This is a genomic window from Verrucomicrobium sp. (assembly GCA_028283855.1).
GTDB lineage: Bacteria > Verrucomicrobiota > Verrucomicrobiia > Methylacidiphilales > GAS474 > GAS474.
Genome location: JAPWJX010000004.1, coordinates 198,791 through 221,986, shown reverse-complemented (window position 1 = coordinate 221,986; position 23,196 = coordinate 198,791). Strand labels below are relative to the sequence as shown.

23 protein-coding genes are annotated in these 23,196 nt (G+C 67.9%); 6 read left to right on the top strand and 17 right to left on the bottom strand.

The annotated features are described in order from the left end of the window. The first annotated feature begins 4 nt into the window (after positions 1–4). Positions 5–2,008, top strand: coding sequence for a helicase C-terminal domain-containing protein (locus tag PW734_09400; protein ID MDE1171406.1), 2,004 nt, complete (start codon positions 5–7; stop codon positions 2,006–2,008). A 1-nt stretch (position 2,009) separates the two neighbouring features. Here the strand turns inward: PW734_09400 and PW734_09395 are convergent, their stop codons facing one another. Genes PW734_09395 through PW734_09370 form a run of 6 tightly spaced genes read right to left on the bottom strand, consistent with a single transcriptional unit; the run spans position 2,010 to position 6,842 of the window. Continuing rightward, positions 2,010–2,210: a hypothetical protein gene (locus PW734_09395; GenBank protein ID MDE1171405.1), complete on the bottom strand. Its 201-nt coding sequence runs from the start codon at positions 2,208–2,210 to the stop codon at positions 2,010–2,012. A gap of 5 nt (positions 2,211–2,215) precedes the next feature. Next, positions 2,216–2,818 (bottom strand): hypothetical protein, encoded by a 603-nt coding sequence (locus PW734_09390; protein ID MDE1171404.1) that lies wholly within the window; start codon positions 2,816–2,818, stop codon positions 2,216–2,218. A gap of 23 nt (positions 2,819–2,841) precedes the next feature. Beyond that, positions 2,842–3,054 carry a hypothetical protein gene (locus PW734_09385; protein MDE1171403.1) on the bottom strand — a complete coding sequence of 71 codons (213 nt, stop codon included), beginning with the start codon at positions 3,052–3,054 and terminating at the stop codon, positions 2,842–2,844. Positions 3,055–3,075: 21 nt separating this feature from the next. Then, positions 3,076–4,701 (bottom strand): hypothetical protein, encoded by a 1,626-nt coding sequence (locus PW734_09380; protein ID MDE1171402.1) that lies wholly within the window; start codon positions 4,699–4,701, stop codon positions 3,076–3,078. Next, positions 4,698–6,296, bottom strand: a complete 1,599-nt coding sequence (locus tag PW734_09375) for a Do family serine endopeptidase (GenBank protein ID MDE1171401.1) — start codon at positions 6,294–6,296, stop codon at positions 4,698–4,700. The genes PW734_09380 and PW734_09375 overlap by 4 nt, the downstream gene beginning before the upstream one ends. A gap of 48 nt (positions 6,297–6,344) precedes the next feature. After that, entirely contained in the window at positions 6,345–6,842 is a 498-nt protein-coding gene (locus PW734_09370; protein MDE1171400.1) for a metallophosphoesterase family protein, read from the bottom strand. 204 nt (positions 6,843–7,046) lie between these two features. On the opposite strand from PW734_09370, the gene PW734_09365 reads away from it, so the two are divergent. Next, positions 7,047–7,682 (top strand): hypothetical protein, encoded by a 636-nt coding sequence (locus tag PW734_09365; protein MDE1171399.1) that lies wholly within the window; start codon positions 7,047–7,049, stop codon positions 7,680–7,682. 28 nt (positions 7,683–7,710) lie between these two features. Further along, entirely contained in the window at positions 7,711–9,897 is a 2,187-nt protein-coding gene (locus PW734_09360) for a PEGA domain-containing protein (protein MDE1171398.1), read from the top strand. 7 nt (positions 9,898–9,904) lie between these two features. On the opposite strand, the gene PW734_09355 is transcribed toward PW734_09360, so the two are convergent. The 9 genes from PW734_09355 to PW734_09315 all read right to left on the bottom strand — a co-directional run bounded on the left by PW734_09355 (position 9,905) and on the right by PW734_09315 (position 19,063). Next, positions 9,905–10,573 (bottom strand): ABC transporter ATP-binding protein, encoded by a 669-nt coding sequence (locus PW734_09355; protein ID MDE1171397.1) that lies wholly within the window; start codon positions 10,571–10,573, stop codon positions 9,905–9,907. Beyond that, positions 10,566–11,816: an ABC transporter permease gene (locus tag PW734_09350; protein ID MDE1171396.1), complete on the bottom strand. Its 1,251-nt coding sequence runs from the start codon at positions 11,814–11,816 to the stop codon at positions 10,566–10,568. Before PW734_09350 ends, PW734_09355 begins: the two co-directional genes overlap by 8 nt. A 9-nt stretch (positions 11,817–11,825) precedes the next feature. Then, a complete protein-coding gene (locus PW734_09345) occupies positions 11,826–13,514 on the bottom strand; it encodes an Rne/Rng family ribonuclease (protein MDE1171395.1) in 1,689 nt (562 codons plus the stop codon). Between the two features lie 24 nt (positions 13,515–13,538). Further along, complete coding sequence (gene rodA, locus PW734_09340; GenBank protein ID MDE1171394.1) at positions 13,539–14,675, bottom strand: rod shape-determining protein RodA; 1,137 nt, start codon at positions 14,673–14,675, stop codon at positions 13,539–13,541. Further along, positions 14,672–16,618, bottom strand: coding sequence for a penicillin-binding protein 2 (gene mrdA / locus PW734_09335; GenBank protein ID MDE1171393.1), 1,947 nt, complete (start codon positions 16,616–16,618; stop codon positions 14,672–14,674). Before mrdA ends, rodA begins: the two co-directional genes overlap by 4 nt. Beyond that, entirely contained in the window at positions 16,608–17,111 is a 504-nt protein-coding gene (mreD, locus tag PW734_09330) for a rod shape-determining protein MreD (protein ID MDE1171392.1), read from the bottom strand. The genes mrdA and mreD overlap by 11 nt, the downstream gene beginning before the upstream one ends. Positions 17,112–17,133: 22 nt before the next feature. Continuing rightward, positions 17,134–17,475 carry a rod shape-determining protein MreC gene (locus tag PW734_09325; protein MDE1171391.1) on the bottom strand — a complete coding sequence of 114 codons (342 nt, stop codon included), beginning with the start codon at positions 17,473–17,475 and terminating at the stop codon, positions 17,134–17,136. A gap of 22 nt (positions 17,476–17,497) precedes the next feature. After that, positions 17,498–17,962, bottom strand: coding sequence for a rod shape-determining protein MreC (locus tag PW734_09320; GenBank protein ID MDE1171390.1), 465 nt, complete (start codon positions 17,960–17,962; stop codon positions 17,498–17,500). Between the two features lie 69 nt (positions 17,963–18,031). Continuing rightward, on the bottom strand, positions 18,032–19,063 hold the full coding sequence (locus tag PW734_09315) for a rod shape-determining protein (GenBank protein ID MDE1171389.1): 1,032 nt from the start codon (positions 19,061–19,063) through the stop codon (positions 18,032–18,034). Positions 19,064–19,179: 116 nt separating this feature from the next. Here PW734_09315 and PW734_09310 point away from each other — a divergent pair, with 116 nt between their 5' ends. From PW734_09310 to PW734_09300, 3 genes are all read left to right on the top strand, one after another. Further along, positions 19,180–19,662: a hypothetical protein gene (locus PW734_09310; GenBank protein ID MDE1171388.1), complete on the top strand. Its 483-nt coding sequence runs from the start codon at positions 19,180–19,182 to the stop codon at positions 19,660–19,662. 212 nt (positions 19,663–19,874) lie between these two features. Further along, complete coding sequence (locus PW734_09305) at positions 19,875–20,489, top strand: LON peptidase substrate-binding domain-containing protein (GenBank protein MDE1171387.1); 615 nt, start codon at positions 19,875–19,877, stop codon at positions 20,487–20,489. Continuing rightward, positions 20,486–21,163, top strand: coding sequence for a type I 3-dehydroquinate dehydratase (locus PW734_09300; GenBank protein MDE1171386.1), 678 nt, complete (start codon positions 20,486–20,488; stop codon positions 21,161–21,163). Before PW734_09305 ends, PW734_09300 begins: the two co-directional genes overlap by 4 nt. On the opposite strand, the gene PW734_09295 is transcribed toward PW734_09300, so the two are convergent. Then, a complete protein-coding gene (locus tag PW734_09295) occupies positions 21,160–21,399 on the bottom strand; it encodes a hypothetical protein (GenBank protein MDE1171385.1) in 240 nt (79 codons plus the stop codon). The genes PW734_09300 and PW734_09295 overlap by 4 nt on opposite strands. 9 nt (positions 21,400–21,408) lie before the next feature. Further along, positions 21,409–23,190 carry a (E)-4-hydroxy-3-methylbut-2-enyl-diphosphate synthase gene (gene ispG, locus PW734_09290; protein ID MDE1171384.1) on the bottom strand — a complete coding sequence of 594 codons (1,782 nt, stop codon included), beginning with the start codon at positions 23,188–23,190 and terminating at the stop codon, positions 21,409–21,411. Positions 23,191–23,196: the final 6 nt, after the last annotated feature.

Here is a 23,196-nt window from a genome sequence, read left to right as displayed (position 1 = left end):
CCTTGTGATTGCGCCCCGCGATTCCATTTCCACGCTCGCGGGGCGCGTGGAGGAGTTCTTCTCCGAGCGGGGCCCCCTGGCCAAGGCGAAGAACTTCGAGGCCCGGCCCCAGCAGCAGCAGATGGCGGCGGCCGTCGCCCGGGCGCTCGACGAGCGCACGCACCTCGTCGTCGAGGCGGGGACCGGCACGGGGAAGAGCCTGGCCTACCTGATCCCCTCCATCCTGCACGGGATCGAGCAGGGGCGGCAGGCCATCCTCTCCACCCACACCATCAACCTCCAGGAGCAGCTCTTCCACAAGGACATCCCCCTGGTGCAAAAGCTGGTGCCGGAGGCCTTCACCGCCGTCCTGCTGAAGGGGCGGCAGAACTACCTCTGCCCCCGCCGCCTGCAGAAGGCGATGAGCCACGCGGGCGACCTCTTCGCCTCCTCCGAGGCGGCCGAGCTGAAGCGCCTCTGGGAATGGCATCAGCAGACGGAGGACGGCACCCTGGCCGACCTCGACCCCATGCCCGACCCGAAGGTCTGGGCCCAGGTCTGCTCCGAGCCCCACGTCTGCACCCCGCGCACCTGCGGGGCCGACCCGCGCTGCTTCTACCAGCGCCTCCGCTCCCGGGCGAAGGAGGCGCAGGTCGTCGTGGTCAACCACTCCCTCTTCTTCTCCCTCCTGGGCTCCGACGCGAACCAGGAGCCGCTGGAAAACGAGAAGGGCTTCCTCTTCCACGACGACTTCGTCGTCTTCGACGAGGCGCACACCCTGGAAAACGTCGCCTCCCGCCATCTGGGCCTGGGCCTTTCCCAGACGCGCATCCGCCACCTCTTCACCCGCCTCTACAACAGCCGCACGCAAAAGGGCCTCCTGCAGGTCCTCCGGCAGGGGGACGCCATCCGGCTCCTGGGAGAAACCCAGCAGACCGCCGACGCCTTCTTCGGCGCCATCGAGCGGCAGGTCGACTTCACCCGCGGGGGCGAGGTCCGCGTCAGCCGCCCCGACCTGGTGGAGGACACCCTGAGCCTCCCCCTGGCGCAGATCCACCGCGCCCTCTGCGACAGCCAGGAGGACGTCTCCGACGAGGACCTGCTGGCCGAGGTGCGGGAAAGCGCCAGCCGCCTGGCCGCCCTGCGCACCGGCATCTCCGAGTTCCTCACCCAATCCCGGGAGGGGCACGTCTACTGGGTGGAGCGGACGCCGAAGGCGCAGGAAATCCAGCTCCTGGCCGCCCCCGTCGACGTGGCCCCGCTCATGCGGCAGCTCATCTTCCGCCCGGACCAGACCGCCGTCCTCACCAGCGCCACCCTGGCCGTGGCGCGGGACCTCCAGTTCTTCCAGAAACGCCTGGGCGCGGAGGACGCCGCCGCGCTGAAGCTGGACTCCCCCTTCGACTTCGAGCGGCAGATGAAGGTCTACGTCCCCCGCCACATGCCGGAACCGGCCCGGGCCGACGAATACGTCCGCGCCCTCCAGCAGTGGATCGAGCACTTCACCTCCATGACGGAGGGGCGCGCCTTCGTCCTCTTCACCAGCTACCGGACGATGCAGGCGGTGGCGGAGCGGACCGACCTCTTCTTCCGCAGCCACGGCTACACCTTTCTCATCCAGGACGGGAGCATGACGCGGCACAAGCTGCTGCAGAAGTTCAAGACCTCCCCCCGCGCCGTCCTCTACGGCACGGACAGCTTCTGGCAGGGGGTCGACGTGCCGGGGGACGCGCTGGGGAACGTGATCCTGACCCGCCTCCCCTTCGCCGTGCCGGACCACCCGCTGACGCAGGCGCGGCTGGAGCGGATCGAGGCGGCGGGGGGCGACGCCTTCCGGGACTATTCCCTGCCGGAGGCGATCCTCAAATTCCGCCAGGGGGTGGGCCGCCTCATCCGGTCGAAGCAGGACCAGGGGATCGTGGTCATCCTCGACCAGCGGGTCCTGAGCAAGAATTACGGCAAATCGTTCATGGCGATGCTGCCGAAGTGCCCCGTCGAGATCGTCGAGGGGCGCGCGGAAACGCGCTAAACTACTGTTCCACGTCCCAGCCGGGATTGCGGACTTCGCCGGGGGCGGTGTCGGTCTTGAAACCGGCGCGGCGCGCCGCGTCGGAAACGTCCCCGAAGGCCTGGGCGGCGGGGTTCTTGATCTCGGCCAGGGTCTTGATGAGCTCGCTCTCGCTGCAGCCCATCTTCTCCATCTCGGTGCGGAACTGTTCGTCGGGGGTCATAAAAATTAGCGGGTGTGGCCGCCGCGCACCGGCTGGTCGACGGCAAGGCCCTGCGTCTCGATCCGCATCCCGCGCAGGAGATTGAGGTCATCCTTCGTCCAGCGGACGGCGCTAAAAGGGGTGTAGGGGAGCGGGTTGGGGTGCGGAACCTTCGCATAGGCCCACTGGGGCAGCGGCTCGCGGCCCATCTTCTTCAGTCCCTCCTTCTCGCCGAAGCCTTCCAGCAGCATGCCGTAGGCCTCGGGAATCGCCTCCTGGAACTCGGCCAGGCGCTTTTCCTGGCTGGAACCGGAAAGGTAGCGGGTGACGATGCCGGGCAGCGGACCGGCGTAGGCGAAGTCGCGGCGGGCGGCCTCCCCTTCCTGGCTTTTCAGGAAGCGGGAAACCTCATTGTCCCCTTCCGGGGCGGCGCCCAGGGCGTTGGCCGCGGCGGCCCACGCTTCCTGGCGGTTTTCGGGCAGGTGGGACCAGTCCTTCGCCTGCTTCAGCGCCTCCCAGAGGACGTGGCGCAGGAGGGGGTGCTTCGGCTTCTGATCGTACACGTCGTCGTCGACTTCGGGGGTGAAGCCGTCGGGATAGAAGTTCTTGGGCAGGGAGACTTCGGGCATGGAGCGCTCCGGCAATGGCTCGCTTAGCGGAAAAGCCACTTTTCCTGCGGGGTGATGGGGCCGGTCTCGGTAAAACCGTCAGCCTGGCTGCTCGCCTCGGGACGGCTGTAAGGGGCCTCGGGCACCTTGGGAGCGGGCTTCTGCAAGGAGACGCGCAGCTTTTGCGCCTGCTTTTCGCCAAAGCCCATGCCCTTCATTTCAGCCCGGAACGCCTCGTCGGAGAGTGGAAATGCCATACTCTCCTTAATTCGGCTATTTTACGCGGGAGCGGCCGGATTTTCCGGGGCCAGGGCCGTCTTCATGGCATCCTTCCCCAAACGGCGGGAAAAGTCGGCGAAGGTCTCCGTCCCCTGGCGATTCGCCTGGTAGTAGCGGAGGGTCTGGCCGACGACCTTGTGGATGTCGGCGGCGGGGATTTTACCGCGGACCAGCTCGTTGAAGCGGGCCTCGCTCCCCAGCTTGCCGCCCAGGAACATGTCGAAACACTCGGTGGAGACGCCGTTGACCTTCGTCATGCCGCCGCGGAAGCCGATGTCGGCGATCTGGTGCTGGCCGCAGGAGCTGGGGCAGCCGCTGAAATGGATGCGGATCTTGTCCCGGTAGCCCGCGCACTCCTCCTCCAGCTGGCCGACGAGGGAGATCATCCGGTTCTTTGTCTCCGCGATGGCCAGGTTGCAGAACTCGATGCCGGTGCAGGAGACGCAGCCGGAGCGGAAGACCGTCGGGTTCCAGACCAGCTCCCGCGCGTCGAGCTCCGCCTTGAGCGCGGCGACGTTCGCCTCCGGGATGTTGAAGAGGATGATGTTCTGTTTGTTCGTCGCCCCCAGGCGGGCCTGGCCGGGCGAGGCGAAGCGGCGGGAAAGCTCCGCCAATTCCCGCAGCTGATGGGCGCGGACGCGCCCCCCGGCGAAGCAGACGCCGACGTAGTGGAGCCCCGCCTGCTTCTGCGGGCGGACGCCCAGGTGGTCGGTCTCCGGATCGGTCGGGAATTGGAACCCCTCGTACCGCTCGAAGCGGCGGCCCGCCAGCTCCTCGATCTTGGCCAGGACCTTTTCCGCGCCCCAGTCGGCGACGAGGAACTTGAGCCGGGCGCGGTTGCGCTTTTCCCGGTAGCCGAAGTCCCGGTAGAGGACCGATGCGTAGTGGGCCATGGGCAGGACCTCCTCCGGCCGGAGGAAGACGGGCAGGACCTGCGCCAGGTGGGGGGCGGAGGAAAGGCCGCCGCCGATCTTCAGGCCGAAGCCCGCCTCCCCTCCCCGCTCCAGGCCGAAGAAGCCCAGGTCGTTGATGTCCGGCTGGGCGCAGTGGATGCGGCAGCCGGAGACGCTGATCTTGTACTTCCGGGGCAGGTTGGAGAATTCCTTGTTGTTGAAGAGGTGGGCGTTGACCGCCTCCAGCTGCGGGGTGGCGTCGAGGATCTCCTCCCCGTCGCACCCGGCCACGGGGCAGCCGACGACGTTGCGGGCGATGTCGCCGCAGGCGCCGCTGGTGTAGACCCCGGCGGACTCCAGCCGGGCGAAGACTTCCGGCGCCTGCTCGATGGTGAGCCAGTGGAACTGGAAGGTCTGCCGGGTGGTGACGTCGCAAAAGCCGTGGGCGAAGTCCTGGGCGACGGAGGCGACGGCCTCCGCCTGCTCCGGGGTCAGCCGCCCGCCGGGCAGCCGCAGCCGGAGCATGAAGTAGCCGCTTTCCTTCGGCTTCTGGCGGTAGAAGCCGTACCACTTGAAGCGGGAGAAATCGTCCTCCGTGATGGAGGCGAAGCCCGTGTGGGCGTAGCGGTGGAGGTCGTGGATGACGTCCAGGCCGTCCTTTTCCATCTTCAGTTTCTCCTCCGGCGTGGGGCCGGGGACGAAGGCGGGGGGCGTGGAAAGCGTATCGCTCATTGGTCGCTGTTCTGGATGACCAGGTAGCGGGGATTGCCGCGCGTCCAGACGCGCAGGAGGAGGCCGCCCTTGGCCTTATGGGCGGCGAGGACCGCTTCCTTCGCGGAGTGGACCTCCTTGTGCTCCACCTCCAGGATGACGTCGCCCGGCTGGAGGCCGGCGGCCCCGGGCTTGGCGGCGGGGGAGTCCTGCTGCACGTCGACGACCAGGGCGCCCTTCAGGTCGGCGGGATATTGGATGGCGTCGAACTGGTGGCGGCCCGCGTCGTTCAGGTCGGCGATCTGCACGCCGGGCAGGAGCTTTTCCGTGGCGGGCTCCGCCGGCTCGTCCTGGGCGGCGTCGTCCGCCTCCGGCTTGGACGCGGCGGCGGGCATCTCCTTGAGGGTGACGTCCAGGGTCTTCGGATGCCCGTTGCGGATCAGGGCCAGGCGGACTTTCTTGCCGGGGGCGGTCTCCGTGACGGCGGTGCGCAGGTCGTGGTAGTCGGAGATCTTCTTGCCGTTGAACTCGGTGATGACGTCGCCGACCTGGACGCCCGCGGCTTCCGCGGCCGACTTCGACTCCACCTGGGCGACGAGGACGCCGTTGTCGTCCGGCAGGCTGAATTTCTTCACCAGGTCCGGGGTCAGGGCGTTGGCGCTGACGCCCAGGAAGCCGCGGATGACGCGGCCCTGCTTGAGCAGGCTCTCCATGACGTGGCGGGCCATGTTGCTGGGAATGGCGAAGCCGATGCCCATGTTGCCGCCGCTGCGGGTGTAGATGGCGCTGTTGATTCCGATCATGCGGCCCGCGGTGTCGACGAGGGGGCCGCCGGAGTTGCCGGGGTTGATCGCCGCGTCGGTCTGGATGAACTGGTCGAGGGTGCCCGCGCCCAGCTCGTCCGGCGTGCGGTCCAGCGCGCTGACGATGCCCATGGTGACGGTCTGGCCGAGGGCGAAGGGGTTGCCCAGGGCCAGGACGACGTCTCCCACTTCCACCTTGCTGGAATCGGCCAGGGGGATGGCAGTCAGGCCGGTGGCAGTGATTTTGATGAGGGCGATGTCGGAGAGCGGGTCCTTGCCGATGACCTTGGCGGCGTAGTCCTTCTTCTCGTTGCCGATGCGGACCTTGATCTCGTCCGCCACGTCGACGACGTGGACGTTGGTCAGGATGTAGCCGTCGGCGGAGACGATGACGCCGGAGCCCAGCCCCTGCTGCTCCTGGAAGCGGGGTTTCGCCGGAGCGCCGCCGCCGTTGCCGTTGCCCGGCATCCCCGGCATGTTGCCGAAGAAGCGCTGGAAGAAGGGATCGCCCATGAAGGGGTTGCGGACGTCCTGCTCCTTCACCTTCTTGGTGGTGAAGACGGTGACGACGCTGGGCGCCACCTTCTTCACAATGGGGGCGAAGCTGGTCACCATGGCCGGCCCGCCGCCGGGGGCGGGAGCGGTTTCCGGCTTGGCCTCGCCCAGGGAGGCGGGGGCGGACTTTTCCGCCTCAGCGGCCGGGGCGTTTGTCGGGGAGGCGCCCCATTTCCACCAGGGTGTGGCGGCGGAGCCGAGGACCGGCAGGCTAAGGGAAAGGAGGAGGACGCAGGCGGAAAGGCGGGTGCGCTTCATAGGGGGAAAGGGCTTCCAGGATGGTTCAGAATGAGGGGGACTGCAAGGTTAGAGGGGTTCCAGCCGCGCGGAGAAAGGCTTCCCCGGCTCCTTTTCCAGGAAGCCGACGTGCAAGGGAGCTCCCTTGTTCGCCAAACCCGCGCTGCCGGGATTAAAGACACGCAACGCGCCGATTCGTTCATCGCGGGGGACATGGGTGTGTCCGTGGAGGAACCACCCCTCCCGCGCGGGAAAGGAGCGCGGCGGGATGTGGACCAGGTGGAAGCGCTCCCCTTCCCGCTCCAAATCGAGCGTCAGCGGGGCGGAGAAGGAAAAGTCGTTATTCCCCAGCACCACGGTCAGGCGGGGGCAAAGGCCGCGGAGAAAATCGAGGACCGCCTCCTCGCAGACGTCGCCCAGGTGCCAGATTTCGTCGACGTCCCGGAAAAGAGCCTCCAGGCGCGGATGGATCCGTCCGTGGGTGTCGGCGATGACGCCGATGCGCAGGGCTTTCAGCGCCCGGCCTCCGGGAAAAACGCGTTCATCGTCTTTCCCATGCTGCGCCATCCGGCCGGGCGGTCAAGCACCCCTTCCCTGCCCTCCGTTCCCCCCGTCCAAGACGCGCCGCCCCGCTCCCGGGTAGGATGCCGCGCCAGACCCCCATGAACCTCTACATCGACCTAGACCGGGCCCAGCTGGTGGCCGGCTCCAGCAACAGCGGCGCCCGTCACCACCCTTTCCTTCAAACGGGGGGACGTCGCCCCCCTGCAGGTGACCTTTCAGCAACTGGGGAGCAACGGCTACACGCCGGTGACGCTCCCTTCCGGCACCACGTTCAAATTCGGCCTCAAGCAGCAGGGGCAATACGACGGGGACTTCGTCGTCTTTTGCGACGTCTGGGCCACGCCCGCCGCGCCCGCCACCGCCTACGCCCTCCAGCCCAGCTTCAACACCTCCCCCCTCAACGCCCTGCTTAATCCCGCGGGCGGCGACCTGGCCCAGGTCACCCTCATGGGGGAAATCGCCTGGATCACCCCGGGCGGCTACGAGACGAGCACCCGGACTTTCTCCGTCGTCATCTACAACGACGTGATCAAGGACGACGAAGGCCTGCCCACGGAGGGCAACCCCGCCTACCCGACCGCCGCCTCCCTCCTCACCACCGGCCTGACCGGCATCCTTCCCCTCGTCGTGGGGCAGAGCGACTACGCGATCGACCTCGCCTCCCTGCACCTGCCCGGCGCGCCGCGCGGGGCGCTCTTCACCCTCCTTACGCCGACGGCGGCGGAGAGCGCCTTCGGCGCGCGCGTCGTCGCGGCGGGGACCACCGCCGCCTCCCTGGCCCTGCGGACCGACGCCGTCCCCGTCGCCGCCGGCTGTTCCCTGGCTTACTTGATATTGCCCTGATCCCGGCAAGCCATCATACTGCCGGGCAGTGGAGCCCAAGCCCGCCCCGGCCAAGAACGCCAAGCCCGACCTGGAGAATATCTTTCCCGGCTACAAGGAGCTGGCGGGCCTCCACCAATGGGCCACGGAGGTGCGGGACCGCATCGCCGGGCTGACGGCCGAGCTGGCCTCCCTGCGCGTCCAGGGCGCCAGCATCGCCCAAAAGACCAAGATCCACCAAATCAACAACGCCCTGCACCGCTCCGGCTACGAGCAGGACAAGGTGCTGGAAAAATACCGGCAGAGCCTGGCCGACCTGGTGGAGGACGCCTCCATCGAATGGCTCCGCATCAAGAGCGCCTGGGGCACCAACCTGGAAGAGCAGACCTTCCACCTTCAGGTCCTCCAGGCCAAGGTGGCCTACCTCCTCCGCGCCGAGGGCCTCATGGAGGCGGAGAAGACCCCCGTCCTGGGCGCCCTGGCTGAGCTGGGGAAGGAGCTGGACCACTTCGCCAACGCCAACCTGCCCGCCAGCGCGCTGGTCGACGATCCGCTCGACCACTTCGGCCAGACGGTGGAGAGGATCGGCACTGTCGCCGCCGCCGTCCACACGGAGACTTCCGAGGCGCCCGCCTGGCGCGCCGCCCTGGAAAACCCGGAGCCGGGCGCCCTCTCCCAAGCCGGGCTGGAAGCCCTCCACGAGCAGATCCGCTCGGAAATCGCGGAGATCTCCCACCACGTCCGCGAGCTGCGGCTGGGCCTTCCCGCCGGCTCGTGGCGCAGCGGAAAGGACCTCCAGCCGGAACTCTACGGCTTCGCCACCCTGCTTCATCCCGACCACCTCCTCCACCGCCTCGACCTGCCGGAGATTTTCCGCTACCTGGACGACGACGCCTCCAGCTCCCTGCGCCGCGCCCGGCTGGCCGCCCTCAAGCAGGACGAGGCCCGCTGCAAGCGCTGGCTGGAAACCTATTCCAAGCACCTCCGCACCCTGGACAAGGCCATCACCCTGGCCCGGGAAGGCAATTACCGGAAGGCGCAGGAAACCGCCGCCCCGCTCAAGCCGGTCTTCGCCGACCTCGACTACGAGGCTCCCGCGCGCGAGGCGGCCCGCTGGCGGAACGAGCTCACCGACATCGACCAGCGCCTGGGACACCCCATGGACCAGGCGGAGGCGCTCCTGGAAAAGGCTTTCCGGCGGTTCTGGTTCGGCTTCGCGCCCGCCCGCGCGGCACGGGCCCTTTTGACGAAGGTTCCCACCGCCCTGGCGGAAAAGGCCCGCCTGCTGGCCTCCGTCCGCGGCACCGACTTCCACCAGGACATGGAGGCCGAGCTGGGCCGCCTGCGCGAGCGGCTGGAGCGGCTGATCCGCCTGCACCGGAAGGCGGAGCGCTTCCTCCAGCTCCTTAGCCTGGCCTCCGTGGCCGGCTTCCTGGGCATGACGGCGGTGGCGGGCTATCTGGCCTTCGACGCGCTGCGCGTGCAGAACGGCTCCGTCGCCGTGGAAGTAAAGCCCCTGCTGGCCGGGGAGGCCTCCCCCACCATCGTGCTGGGGATGGACTCGGAAACCGGGCTGAAAGCCACCTTCCGCCACCTCCGCGAAGGCCCCTACCGGCTCACCGTCGTCGCGCCCGAATACCTGGCCCACCACCAGGTCGTCCGCCTCCACCCCGCCGAGCACCTCGTCCTGCCGCCCATCGAACTCAAGCCGGAGGGCGGTTTCCTGCGCCTCCAGTCGGCGGAGGAGGGCTACCGGTACGAGGCGCACCGCGTCGATCGGACCGATCTGGCCGCCTCCGGCACCCTCAAGGCGGAGGACGCCGTGAACCTCCGCCTCCGTCCGGGCCGCTACCTGGTCCGCCTCAGCCAGCGGAACCGCTCCTACAGCGTGCCCCTGGAAGTCCTGGTGCACGAGGTGACGGCCTTCACCCCCGACTTCCGCTTCTCCCGCGTACGGATCGACAGCCACCCCCAGGGGGCCGTCGTCTCGCTCAACGGGGAAGACTTCGGCTTCACGCCGCTGGAGGTTTCCCTGCCGCCCGTCGCGCAGAGCGTGGCCATAAAGATGCAGGGCTTTGAGACTTACTATCTGCCGGTGACTCCGCAGGGCGGCGCGCCCCTCTCCATGCAGGTGACGCTCAACCGCGTCCAGACCAAGCCTAAGCCGCCCCGGCCGGACAACAGCTCGATCCCGCCCGTCGTCCCCTTCCCGGAAGAAAAAATCGAAAATCCCTAGCCGGGGATCACATCAGCCGCCCGCCGGTCATCCGCAGCCGGTGGCCGCCGCGCGCGGCGATCTCGTCATCGTGGGTGACCAAGATCAGCGTCTTCCCGGAATCCCGGTGCAGCCGCTCCAAAAGCTCGATGATCTGGCGGCCCGTCTCCCGGTCGAGATTGCCGGTCGGCTCGTCGGCCAGGATCAGGTCCGGATCGTTCCGCAGGGCGCGGGCGATGGCGACGCGCTGCTGCTCCCCGCCGGAAAGTTCCCCCGGGCGGTGCTCCGCCCGCTCCGCCAGGCCCACGCGGGCCAGCAGCTCCCGGCTCCGTTCCAGGTCTCCCCGCCCCGCGATGCGGGCGGCCAGGTCGACGTTCTCCAAGGCGGAGAATTCCGGCAGGAGCTGGTAGGACTGGAAGATGAAGCCGACGTGCCTGTTCCGCCAGGCGGCCAGCCTGCCGCGCCCCTGCCCTTCCAACGAGGCGCCGCGCCAATAGACGCCGCCCGCGTCGGGCCGCTGGAGCGTGCCGAGGACCTGGAGGAAGGTGGTCTTCCCGGAACCGGACGCCCCCTGGATGGTGGTGAAGGACCCTTCGGGAAAGGCCGCGTCGATCCCCTGCAGGACGTGGACCGGCTGGGAGCCCATGCGGTAGCTCTTTCCCAGGCCGCGGGATTCCAACAGGGGCATCTCATTCATAGCGGAGGGCCTTGGCGGGTTCCAGGCGGGCGGCCGCCTGCGCGGGGATGAGGGCGGCCAGGACGCAGACGACGACGGCGGAAAGGGCGATGAGGCCGACCTGCGTGAGGGAGACTTCCGCCGGAATGCTGGCGAAGTTGTAGATGTCCGGCGCGAAGACGTCGATGCCCAGGCGGCGGTCCAGGAACTCGCGGAAGGGATTGCGGTAGTAAAGGACGACGGCGGCCAGGCCGACGCCGCTCACCGCGCCCAGGACGCCGACCAAAAGCCCGTGCGCGACGAAGATGCCCAGCACCTGCCGGTCGGCCGCGCCCAGGGCCTTGAGCAGGCCGATCTCCCGCGCCTTCTGCACCGTGATGGTGATGAGGGTGCTGCAGAGGCCGAAGGCGGCCACGATCATGATGAAGAAAAGGATGAAGGCCATGGCCACCCGCTCCGTGGCGATGGCGGTGAAGAGGGACTTGTTCTGGTCCATCCAGGTGAAGACGGAGAGCGGCTTCGGCAGGGTCTTGTTGAGCCGGTCGCGCAGGGGGTCGAGCTTCATCGGATCGGCCGCGCGGAGGGCGAAGCCGTGCACGGAGCCGTCCGGCAGGGTGTAGAGATATTGCGCCGTCTCGAGGGAAACGATGAGGAAGTTCAGGTCGTACTCGTAGAGGCCGGTCTCGAAGATGCCGGTGATGAGCAGCTCCGTGGGGAGGATGACGGCCTGGTGCGGATCCCGCGCCGCCTCCAGGCTCTGCAATTGGCGCGGGCCGTAGATGAGGACCTTGTCCCCCACCCAGGCGTGATTCTGCCGCGCCCACTGGGAGCCGACGAGGACGGTATCCCCGCGCAGCTCGAAGTCGCCGGAGGCCAGGTAGCGCCGCAGGGGGAGGACGGTCTCCTCCGCCTCCGGATCGATTCCGCGCAGGATGGGCGCGGAAACGCGCCCGCCGCACTTGGCGAAAACGGGCCCGGAGACGAAGGGGGCCGCCCCCAGGACGCCCGGCTCCTTCCGCAGGAGGGAGAGGACGTCCCGCTCCTTGTCGATGATGCCGCCGTTGCGGACGATCAGGTGGGCGTTGAAGCCGATGATCTTCTGCTGCAGCTCCTTCTCGAACCCCGCCATGACGGAGAGGACGACGATGAGGACCATCACCGCCAGCGTCACCCCCAGGACGGAGAGGACGGTGATGACGGAGACAAAGGTCCGCCGCGGGCGCAGGTAGCGCAGCGCGACGGCCAGTTCCAGGGGCCAGGCCATGAGCGCCGCCTACTCTTCCTCGCGCTCTTCGCGGCCGCGGCGCTCGCGCCGGTCGCGGCGCTGGCCGCGCTCCGCCTGGGTGGGGGCGGGCTCCGGCTTCTGGCCGATTTCCTCCTCCGTGGCGGCGTTGACCAGCTTGAACTGGTCCTGCGGCAGCTTCGGGTCCGGGCGGAAGGTCAGGCGGCCCTGGAAGCGGCGCTCCAGCTCGATGAGGAGCTGCTCGTCCTCGTTCTTCAGCCGCTCCATGACGGAGAGCGGAACGTGGATGCGCAGTTCGTGCACGTCCGGCTGGAGGCGCAGGGTGCGGATGATGGCGCGCTGGATCTCCACGCTCATGGTTTCCGGGCTTTTGATGAGGCCCCGGCCGCTGCAGTGCGGGCACTCGATGTAGAGGGAGCGGCTGATGCTCTCCTGCACGCGCTGGCGGGTCATCTCCAAAAGGCCCAGGCTGGAGATGGGCAGGATGTTGGTCTTGGCCTTGTCCCGGCGGACGTGCTCCTTGAGCTTGGCGGTGACGGCCTGCTGGTCGCGCCGGTCCTTCATGTCGATGAAGTCGATGATGACCAGGCCGCCGATGTTCCGCAGGCGGAGCTGGCGGGCGACTTCCTCCGCCGCCTCCAGGTTGGTCTGGAGGATGGTCTTGGCCTGGTCCCCCTTCCCGCCGGTGCCCTTGTTGCGGCCGGTGTTGACGTCGATGGCCACCAGGGCCTCCGTCTCGTCGATGACCAGGTAGCCGCCGCACGGCAGCCAGACCTGGCGGCGGAAGGCGCCGTCGATCTGCTTGTCGACGTTGAAGCGCTCGAAGATGGGCGTCGGCTCGTTGTAGTAGCGGACCTTCCGCTGGGAGCGCTTGGAGATGGGCCCGATCAGCTCCCCGATCCGGGTGGCGGCGTCCTGGTTGTCGACGACGATGCGGTCGATCTCGTCGGTCAGGAAGTCGCGCACGGTGCGCTCGATCAGGTCGGGCTCCGCCAGGAGGAGGGCGGGCGCCTGGGCGCTCTGCAGCTTCTGGTCGACGCGCTTCCACTGGTCCAGGAGGACGGCCAGGTCCCGCACGAAGAAGCGGGAGCGCTGCCCCTCCCCCACGGTGCGGATGATGACGCCCATGCCCTCCGGCACGTCGAGCTCCTCCAGGATCTTGCGCAGGCGCTGGCGCTCCTTCTGGCTCTCGATCTTGCGGGAGATGCCGAACTGGTCGGTGAAGGGCATGAGGACCAGGTAGCGCCCGGCCAGGCTGATGTTGGTGGTGATGCGGGGGCCCTTGGTGCCGATGGGGCCCTTGGTCACCTGGACAATGACGTCGGAGCCGGGCGGGTAGAGCTTCGGGATGTCGTCGGCGGTGATGCGGCGCTTTTTCTGCTTCTGCTGCTGCTTGGCCTTCTTGCCGCCGCGCTCGATGGTCTCGACGCTGGAGTCGAGGGCCGCCGGAATGGCGTCCCAGTAGTGGAGGAAGGCGTTCTTGTCGATGCCGATGTCGACGAACATGGCCTTGAGGCCGGACTCCAGGTTGCGGACGCGGCCCTTGTAGATGTTGCCGGAGATCTGGCGGTCGCCGTCGCGCTCGATGGCGAATTCCTCCAGGCGGCCCCCCTCCAGGAGGGCGACGCGGCGCTCCAGGCGCTCGCAGCTGATGATGATCTCCTTCTCGTCACCCTGTTTCTTGATGCCGAGCATGTCGCGAAGTTTTCCGAGGATCATGGGGTTTTCCTTTGTGTGTGCGGGTTAATCGGAACGCATCCGCCGGTGGATCCAGACGCTCTGCACCATGCCGACCGAAGCCAGGCAAATGACCATGAAGGTGCCTCCATAGCTGATGAAGGGCAGTGGGATACCGGTGATGGGCACGACCTTGATGGTCATGCCCACGTTCACGAAAAAGTGGGTGAAGAGCATGGCGGCGACGCCGGTGGCCAGGAGGGCCCCGGCGTTGTCCTCCGCCTCGTGGGCGACGTGGACGGAAAGGAGGATGAGCGCGGAAAGGGCCGCGATGACCAGCCCGGCGCCGCGGAAGCCCCAGTCCTCCCCGACGACGGCGAAGATGAAATCGGTGTAGGAGATGTTCCGGGGCAGGAAGCCGAGCATGTTCTGGGTCCCCTTCAGGTAGCCCTTCCCCTCGAACCCGCCGGAGCCGATGGCGATGAGGGACTGGTTGATCGTCCAGCCGCGGTTAAGGGGATCAAGGCTGGGATCGTAGAAGGTGCGGATGCGCGCCATCTGGTAGGGCTTTAGGCCCGGGATGGTCCAGCCCAGCTTGTGCACGCCGATGTAGGTGTAGAGCACCACCGCCACGACGGCCAGGAGCGGCAGGAGGAGGTAGCGCTTCTTGAGCCCCGCCACGTAGAGCATGGCCAGGGCGACGGGGAAGAGGACGGAGGCCGAGCCGAGGTCCGGCTGGAGGAGGATGAGCCCCGCCGGGAGCATGATGAGGCCGCCGACGAGCAGGCAGAGCTTGAAGCCCCGTTCCCGCACGCGGCAGAGGAGCCAGGCGAGCATGAGGATGAAGGAGAGCTTCTCCAGCTCCGAGGGCTGGAGGCCGATGGGACCGAGGCTGATCCACCGCTTGGCCCCGTAGACGCGGATGCCGATGGCCAGCACGGCCAGGAGAAGGGCGAAGACCCCGGCGAAGAAGAGCGGCCCCTGCTCGATCCAGAAATGGTAGTCGACCAGGGCGATGACGAAGAAGACCCCCAGCCCGACGCCGAGCCAAAAGATCTGGGAGAGCCAGGCGTTGTGGAATTCGTTCCCCTCGGAAAAATAGGTGGCGCTGTAGACGAAGAAGACGCTGGCGACGCAAAGGGCCAGGGTGAGGAAGAGGAGGGGCCAGTGGAGGCGGCCCAGCTTGAGGAGGAGGGTTCTCATCGGTATTGGGAGACGCCGCTGAAGTTGCCGATGGCCGGGGTCAGGTAGGTGAGCGTGGGGGCCTTGCCCGTCTTATCCATGGTGAAGAGGGCCTGGAGAATGTCGTGCACGATCGGGCCGGCGGTGACGCCGCCGGCGACGCCGCCTTCCACCATGACGCAGACGACGTAGCGCGGCTGCTCGAAGGGGGCGTAGCAGTAGAACCAGGTGCGGAGGTCCTTCACCAGGGAGCCGTTGAGCCGCTGGTTGAACTGGGCGGTGCCGGTCTTTCCCGCCACGGTGACGTCCGGCAGCTGGACGGTGGTGGCGGTGCCCGCCTTGACGACTTCCACGAGGCCCTGGCGGATGGCGGCCAGGTCGGAGGGGCGGACGTCGAGCATGTGGTGGACGCGGGTGGGAACGGAGATGACTTCCGCCCCGTCGCCGTCGGTCACGCCCTTGATGAGGCGCGGATAATAAAGGGTGCCGCCGTTGGCCACCGCGCACATGAAGGAGGCCATCTGCAGGGGGGAGGCCAGCACCGCGCCCTGGCCGATGGAGACGTTGGCCGTATAGGCCTGGGTCCAGCGTTCCTTGGGATACGTCGCCTTCAGCCAGGCCGGATCGGGGATGAGGCCCTTGTCCTCCGGCAGGGGGAAGCCGGTCGGCTCGCCCAGGCCGGCCTGGCCTATGGCCACGTCGTGGATCTGGTCGATGCCGGTGCGGATGCCGACCTGGTAAAAGTAGGTGTCGCAGGAGACGCGCAGCGCGTCGTGCAGGGTGATGTTGCCGCGGTCGTAATCGACGTCGTCGTGGAACGGGTGGCCGTCGACGACGTAGACCGCCGGGCAGAAAAGGACGGTGTTCGGCGTGATGGTCCCCTTCTCCAGCGCGGCCATGCTGACCAGGACCTTGAAGGTGGAGCCCGGGGCGTAGGCGGAGACGGCGCGATTGAGGAGCGGCGTGGTGGGATCGTTGCGGAGGGTCTTCCACTTCTCCGTGGTGATGCGGGGGATGAAGTCGTTGGGATCGAAGCTGGGCACGGAGGCCATGGCCAGGATGTCCCCGGTCCACGGGTCCATGACGACGGCGGCGGCGCGCCCCTGGCGGCGCAGCGCCTGCTCGACGATGTATTGGACGCGGGCGTCGAGGGTCAGGTTGAGCGACTTGCCCATGACCGGCGGGGTGAAGCCTTCCTCCTTCTCGATGTAGCCGCGGTAGTTGATCTGCAGGATGCGCCCGCCGGGCTGGCCCTGGAGCTGGGCGTCGTAGACTTTCTCCACGCCGTGCTTGCCGACGCTCTCCGGCTGGCCGTCCTGCGGCGTCCCGTCGACCTCCTCCACGTCCCCCACGTAGCCGAGGATGTGGGAGGCGAAGGCGCCGTAGTCGTAATGGCGCACGGGGCGCACGGCGATCTGGATACCGGGCACGCCCAGGTTGCGCTCGGAAAACTGGGAGAGGGTGGTGAAGTTGAGGTCCGTCTTGTAGGGGAACGGGACGGTGGGGGACTGGGCGTAGTGGCGGCGGAGGGCCGCCTCGTCCAGCTGGATGGGGAAGCCGAGGCTGCGGGAGATCGGCTCCAGGTAGTTGCGGACGATCTTGCAGATGTCGACCTCCCGGCGGACCGTGGTCTTCTTCCCCGTCTTGCGCGTGATCTCGATGCGCGGCAGGCGGCCCCGGTGCTCCTGGGAGTAGTTGCGGACCAGCTCGTCCAGGTAGAAATCGATGTCGAAGCTGGCGCGGTTCTCCGCCAGGGGAACGCCGTTGCGGTCCAGGATGGCGCCGCGCGCCGGGGAGAGGCGGACGGCCACCGTGGTCTGGTCCCGCAGGCGGTCCGTATAGGATTGGCCGTGGGAGACCTGCACGTTCCAGAGGCGGACGAGGAGCGTCATCGTCCCCGCCACGCAAAGGATGGCCAGGACGTAGAAGCGGCTCCGGGGAACGGAGAACGGCTCAAAGAGCATAGTCCTCCTCGTCGCCTCTCCGGCGCAGGCTCAGGAAAAGGTCGCACAGGACGAAGAAGGGCACGGCCAAGACGGCGTTGAGCACCGCCACCCAGGCCAGGCGGACCCAGAGGATGAAGCGCCAGTCCCGCGTGCCCGACTCCCAGCAGAAGAGGGCGTAGTCGGCGATGAGCGCGCCGAAGGTGGCCACCAGCGCCAGGAAGGCGACCGAGCCCCAGTGGTCGAAGGGCAGGTTCTCCCGCTGGCTCCAGGCGATGCCGACGACCAGGCAGAGGACGAAGCCGCCCGTTCCCAGCTTCTGCGGGGAGAGAAGGTCGATGACGAGGCCGAGGCCCAGCGCCAGCGCCAGGGGGCCGCCTCCCTTCAGCCGCATGGCGGCGTAGAGGACCGGCAGGGCGACGAGGAAGGGGTGGATCTCCACCAAGGGGAGCTTCGGCACGATCATCTGAAGAAGGATGGCCCCCGCCCCGCAGAGGAAGAGTAAGAGCAACATGGGGAGCCTTTCCGTGCCCGGCCTAGTTCGGCAGGATGATGAAGAGCTCGTCCAGGGAGGTGAGGTCGAGCGCGGGGTCGATGACCGCCTCCCGGTAGAGTCCGAAGTTGCGCCCCGCGTTGAGCGGCGGGGCCTCGATGATGGTGCCTAGGAACAGGCCCGGCGGGAACACCCCGCCCAGGCCGCTGGTAAAGACGCGCTCCCCGATGGCCAGCTGCGCGCTGCGCGGCAGGAAGTCCATGCGCACGCGCGGGCTGCCTTCCGCCGGGGCGCCCATGCCCACGACGACGCCCTGGTTGTGGGAATTTTCCACCGTGGCGGAGATCTTGCAGTTCTGGTTGATCATCAGGATCACCTCCGTCACGTTGCGGGAAACCAGGCCGGTCTTACCCCACCACGCCGCGCGGGGTGACCACGGGCAGGTCGGAGGTGAGGCGCTCGTTGTCCGTCCAGCCGCGGTTGACGATGACGGTGTTCCACCAGTTGGAGGGATCGCGGCTCACCACGCGGCAGGCCAGGAGGGAGTATTGCGAGCCCTTCTTGAAGCCGAGCATCTCCCGCAGGCGGCCGTTCTCCGCGCGCAGGTCGCGCAGGACGTTGTTCTCCGTCAGGAGGGCGGCGTTCTCCTGCCGCAGGCGCGCCGCTTCCTTCTGCGCGTGGTCCAGGGAGGTGAAGCCGCCGCGCACCTGCTCGTAGAAGTGGCGTTCCCGGTCGTAAAGCCGGATGGCCGGGGAGAAGACGTCCAGCAGCAGGCCGCGCAGCTCCGTCTTCCAGTTCTGCGGCAGAACCAGGACGACGGCGATGAGCAGCGCCACCGCCGCAGGCAGGAGGACGTTCAGGCGCTGGTGCATGACCGCGCGGAGTGGAGGGAATTCCGAAACGGGAGGAAGGGAGGCTTGGGAAAGCCGCTTACCGCACGTTTAGGAATGGTCTCCCTCGGAGATCTTGCGCAGGTACCGGAATTCCTCCAGCACCTTGCCGGTTCCTTCCGCGACGGCGCTCAGGGGATCCTCCGCCACGTGGACGGGCAGGCCGGTCTCTTCCGCCAGGAGGCGGTCCAGGCCGCGCAGGAGGGCCCCGCCGCCGGCCAGCACGATGCCGCGCTCGACCAAGTCGGCGGACAGCTCGGGAGGGCAGCGCTCCAGGGTGATGCGGACGGACTCGATGATGACGGAGACGGGCTCCATGAGGGCCTCGCGCACTTCCTGGGAAGTGATGGTCAGGGTCTTGGGCAGGCCGGCCACCAGGTCGCGGCCGCGGACTTCCATGGTGGTTTCCTTCTCCGGCGGGTAGGCGGAGCCGACCTTGATCTTGATCTCTTCGGCCGTGCGCTCGCCGATCATCAGGTTATAGGCGCGGCGCATGTAGTTGATGATGCTCTCGTCCAGCTCGTCGCCCGCCACGCGGACGCTGCGGCTGTAGACGATGCCGGCCAGGGAGATGATGGCCACCTCCGTGGTGCCGCCGCCGATGTCGACGATCATGTTGCCCGCCGCTTCCTGCACCGGCAGGCCGACGCCGATCGCCGCCGCCATGGGCTCCTCGATCAGGTGGACTTCCCGGGCCCCGGCGTGGCGCGCGGAGTCCTGCACGGCGCGCTTCTCCACCTCCGTGATGCCGCTGGGCACCGCGATGACGACGCGCGGGCGGCGCAGCTTCAGGCGGTTCTGCACCTTGTTGATGAAGGCGTTGAGCATCGCCTCCGTGATCTCGAAGTCGGCGATGACTCCGTCCTTCAGGGGGCGGACGGCGATGATGTTGCCCGGGGTGCGGCCCAGCATCCGCTTGGCCTCGTCGCCCACGGCCAGGACTTTCTTGGTCCCCTGCTGTACGGCGACGACGGAAGGCTCCCGCAGGACGATGCCCCGGTCCTTCACATAGACGAGGGTGTTGGCCGTCCCCAGGTCGATGCCGATGTCGTTGTTAAAAAAACTCGAGATGGATTTGAACATAGAAAATGGTTAAAGAGCTTGAGTATAAATCATCTGCACAAAGGCAGTCCGCGGGTTGTACAGATTGCCGGGGGGCACCGTCAAGGTCAATCGTAGCGTCCTTAATATTAAGATATATGAAGATTATTCTTTTCGGAGCGACCGGAATGGTCGGCCAGGGGGTCTTGCGGGAATGCCTCCGCGATCCCGGCGTCACGGAGGTGCTCGCCGTCGGCCGGAGCGTTCCCGCCCAGCGGGACCCCAAACTCCGCTCGCTGGTGCCTCCCGATTTCTACGATTTCTCCGGCGTGGCCGACGCCCTGAACGGTTTTGACGCCTGCCTCTTCTGCCTGGGCGTCTCCTCCGCCGGGATGAAGGAGGCCGACTACCGCCGCGTCACCCGCGATCTGACCCTGGCCGCCGCCCGCGTGCTGGCGGAGCGCAATCCCGGCCTGGCCTTCCTCTACGTCTCCGGCGCCCACACCGACGGCACGGAGAAAGGCCGCTCCATGTGGGCCCGCGTGAAGGGGGAGACGGAGAATGCCCTGCTGCGCCTCTTCCCCCGCGCCTTTATGGTCCGGCCCGGCTACATCCACCCGGCCCACGGGGAGCGGTCGTAGACGCCCCTCTACAACGCCCTTCTCCCCTTCTTCAAGCCCCTCTACCCCCTGGCCAGGCGCCTCTATCCCAACGCCGTCATCACCACCGAGGAGCTGGGCCGGGCCATGATCCGCGCCGCCCGGGAGGGCGCGCCGAAGCGGGTGCTGGAAGTCCCAGACCTCCTCGCCTTAGGCTCTTGCACCCGCCCGCCGGAGGCGTAACCTAGACGAAGATGAAGCTCCCCTCTCAGGTGGGGGTCATGACCCTGCCGAACGCCATCCTGTTCCCCCAGGCGCTGCTTCCCCTCTACATTTTCGAGCCCCGCTACCGGGAACTGCTGACGCAATCCCTGGAGGACCAGCGGATGTTCGCGGTGGCCCTCACGGACGCGAAGGAGCGGCCCCGGGAGATCGGCGGCGTGGGCCTGATCCGCGCCTGCGTCCACAACAAGGACGGCACCTCCAACCTGGTGTTGCAGGGCCTTTCCCGCGTCCGCTTCACCCGCTTTTCCCAGGCCGCGCCCTACTTCGTGGGCGACATCGAGCCGCTCACCTCCAACACCGTGGAGGAGGACGACGTGGAGGCCGACGCCCTCGTCGCCAAGATCATCGAGATGGTCGGCCTCAGCCAGGGCAAGGACGAGAACGTCCCCCCCTGGATGGTCCAGTTCATGAACGAGCTGAAGGACTTCGACATCCTCTCCGACCTGGTGACCTACACCTTCATCGACGACATCCCGACGAAGCAGGCCCTCCTGGAAGAGCTGGACGTGAAGAAGCGGCTGCAAAAAGTCCTCCGCAGCCTGCGCCGCCAGAACCCCGGGGACGGCTTTCCCTTCAGCGCATGAAGCCGCTCGACTTCTCCGCGCCGCGCGTCGTCGGCACCGTCGTCACCGGCGCGGGCCTGGCCAAGCTGGCCCGGCCGCCGCAGGGCATCGGGCTGGTAGAGGTGCGCGCCGACGCGCTCCTGCAGGACGGCCTCCTCCTGGCGGAAATCCTCCACGCCCTGCGCCGCCGTAAAGTCCCCGTCCTCCTCACCTGCCGCATCCCGGAGGAAGGCGGCCTTTACGCGTGGGAAAGAGGGGAGCGGAAGGAGACCCTGCGCCACCTCCTGCCGCACGCCGAGGCCTTCGACCTGGAGCTGGCCTCCCTTCCCTCCCTCAAAGCGGAGGCCGCCGCAGCCCGCCAGGCGGGCAAGAAACTGGTCCTCTCCGTCCATTCCCTTGCCGAAGCCCCCTCCCCCGCCGCGCTCCGCCGCTGGGCCGCCGCTCTGCGGAAGGCCCGGCCCGACGTGGCGAAGATCGCGGCGAAGGCGGAGACCGCCGCCCACCTGCGCGCGCTGGCGCGGCTCTTTTTAGAGGAAAGCGAGCGTCCCGGCCCGGCCTGGGCGGTGATGGGGACGGGGCCGCAGGCGGCGGCCTCCCGCATCGCCCTGGGCGCGCTGGGCACGGCCCTGCGCTACGGCTACCTGGACAAGCCCGCCGCGCCGAACCAGCCGAGCGCGGCTTCGCTCGTCGATTAAGGCAAAATCAGGAACTGCGGGCCCGCATCTTCCCGCTTCCGCTCCTCCACCGGCTGGGAGCGGCGGGCCTGCGATTTAAGGGGAGACAGGTCGCGCGCGGGCGTGCCGGAAGCCCCCGCCGCGGCGCGGCGCTGCTTATCGGCCTCCACGAAGGGATTGGGAGCGCCCGGCACGGTGCGCAAGCGCACGACGCCGCCGGAACCGCCACGGCGTCCCGCCCAGGGTATGATGAGCATCCGTCCTGCTTAGTTGGCGGAAGCACCCGCCGTTTCCGGCGCGTCGACCCACTTGCCGTGCTCGCGGATCAGGTCGACCAGGCGGTTGACGGCCTCGCCCTCGGGGATGTTGAACTTCACCGCGGTCTTGCCCACGTAGAGGTTGATCTTCCCCGGCGCGCCGCCGACGTAGCCGAAGTCGGCGTCGGCCATCTCGCCCGGGCCGTTGACGATGCAGCCCATGATGGCGATCTTCACGCCCTTGAGGTGGTTCGTCGCCGCGCGGATGTTCGCCGTCGTCGACTGGAGGTCGAAGAGGGTGCGGCCGCAGGACGGGCAGGCGACGTAGTCGGTCTTGAAGATGCGGTTCCCGGAGGCCTGCAGGATGTTGTAGGAGAGGCGCAGCGCGCCGCCCGCGCCGGGCTCGCCCCGGACCAGGATGGCGTCGCCGATGCCGTCGCACAGCAGCGCCCCGATCTGGGCCGCCGCGTTGAGCATGGCGTCCAGGGGCTCCGGCTGGCTCCCTTCCGCCGGGGGCGTGAAGGTGTCCTTGAGGAGGATGGGGTGGTGGGCCGGGATCTTCGCCGCCAGGAAGCGGAAGGCGGCGATGGGGGAGCAGGCGGTGCCGTCCTTGACGGTGACCAGGCGGGGCTGGGTCTCCTTGGCCAGGTAGGCGAAGGCCTGCTCGTCGGCCAGGTCGACCTCGATCGCGCCGCTCTTCTCGTAGGTGAACTCCGGCGCGACGTCGCCGAAGGTGGGGTTGGCGGAAACCAGGAGCTGGTAGTTTTTCTCCGTCACCGCGACGCGGACCGGCTCCGTGCCGCCGACGTTGCAGCCGCTGACGGAGGCCGTCTGGCTGGCGCGGCGCCCGTAGACGAAGGGATCGAAGGAGAGCGCGGGAGCGGCCGGCGGCGCGGGATACTGCGCCATGCGGCCGGCAAAGCGGACCAGGGCCTGCCCGACGGGGATCTCATGAATGCTGTCTTCCGTCAGGGAGACGCGCAGGGTGTCGCCGATGCCGTCGGCCAGGAGCGCGCCGATGCCGATGGCGCTCTTGATGCGGCCGTCCTCGCCGTCGCCCGCCTCGGTCACGCCCAGGTGGATGGGGTAGTTCCAGTCGGGGCCCAGCTTGGCCAGCGTGGCGACGAGGAGGCGGTAGGCCTCGATCATCACCTTGGGGTTGGAGGACTTCATCGAGAAGACGAAGTCATGGAAGCCGTGCTTGCGCGCGATGCGGGCGTATTCCAGGGCGCTCTCCACCATGCCGTGCGGGGAGTCGCCGTAGCGGTTCATGAGGCGGTCGGAAAGGGAGCCGTGGTTGGTGCCGATGCGCAGGGCGATTTTCCGCTGCTTGCAGAGGTCCAGGAGGGGGACGAAGGCCTCCTCGATGCGGACGATTTCCTCCGCGTATTCCGCGTCGGTGTACTCGCGGACGTTGAATTTCTTCTTGTCGGCGAAGTTGCCGGGATTGATGCGGACCTTGTCGACCCACTTGGCCGCTTCCATGGCCGCTTCCGGCTTGAAGTGGATGTCGGCCACGATGGGGACGGTGACGCCCGCCGCGCGGAGCTTCTGGATGATGGGGCCCAGGTTGGCGGCGTCCTTGACGGTGGGGGCGGTGATGCGGACCAGGGTGCAGCCCGCCTTGGCCAGCTGCGCGGTCTGCGCGACCGACTTTTCCGTGTCCATGGTGTCGCAGGTGATCATCGACTGGACGCGGATCGGGTTCTTTCCGCCGAAGCCGACGCCTCCGACGAGGACTTCGCGGCTGCTACGGCGGTGGGTCTGGTAGGGATTCTCGCAATGTTTCATGGGACG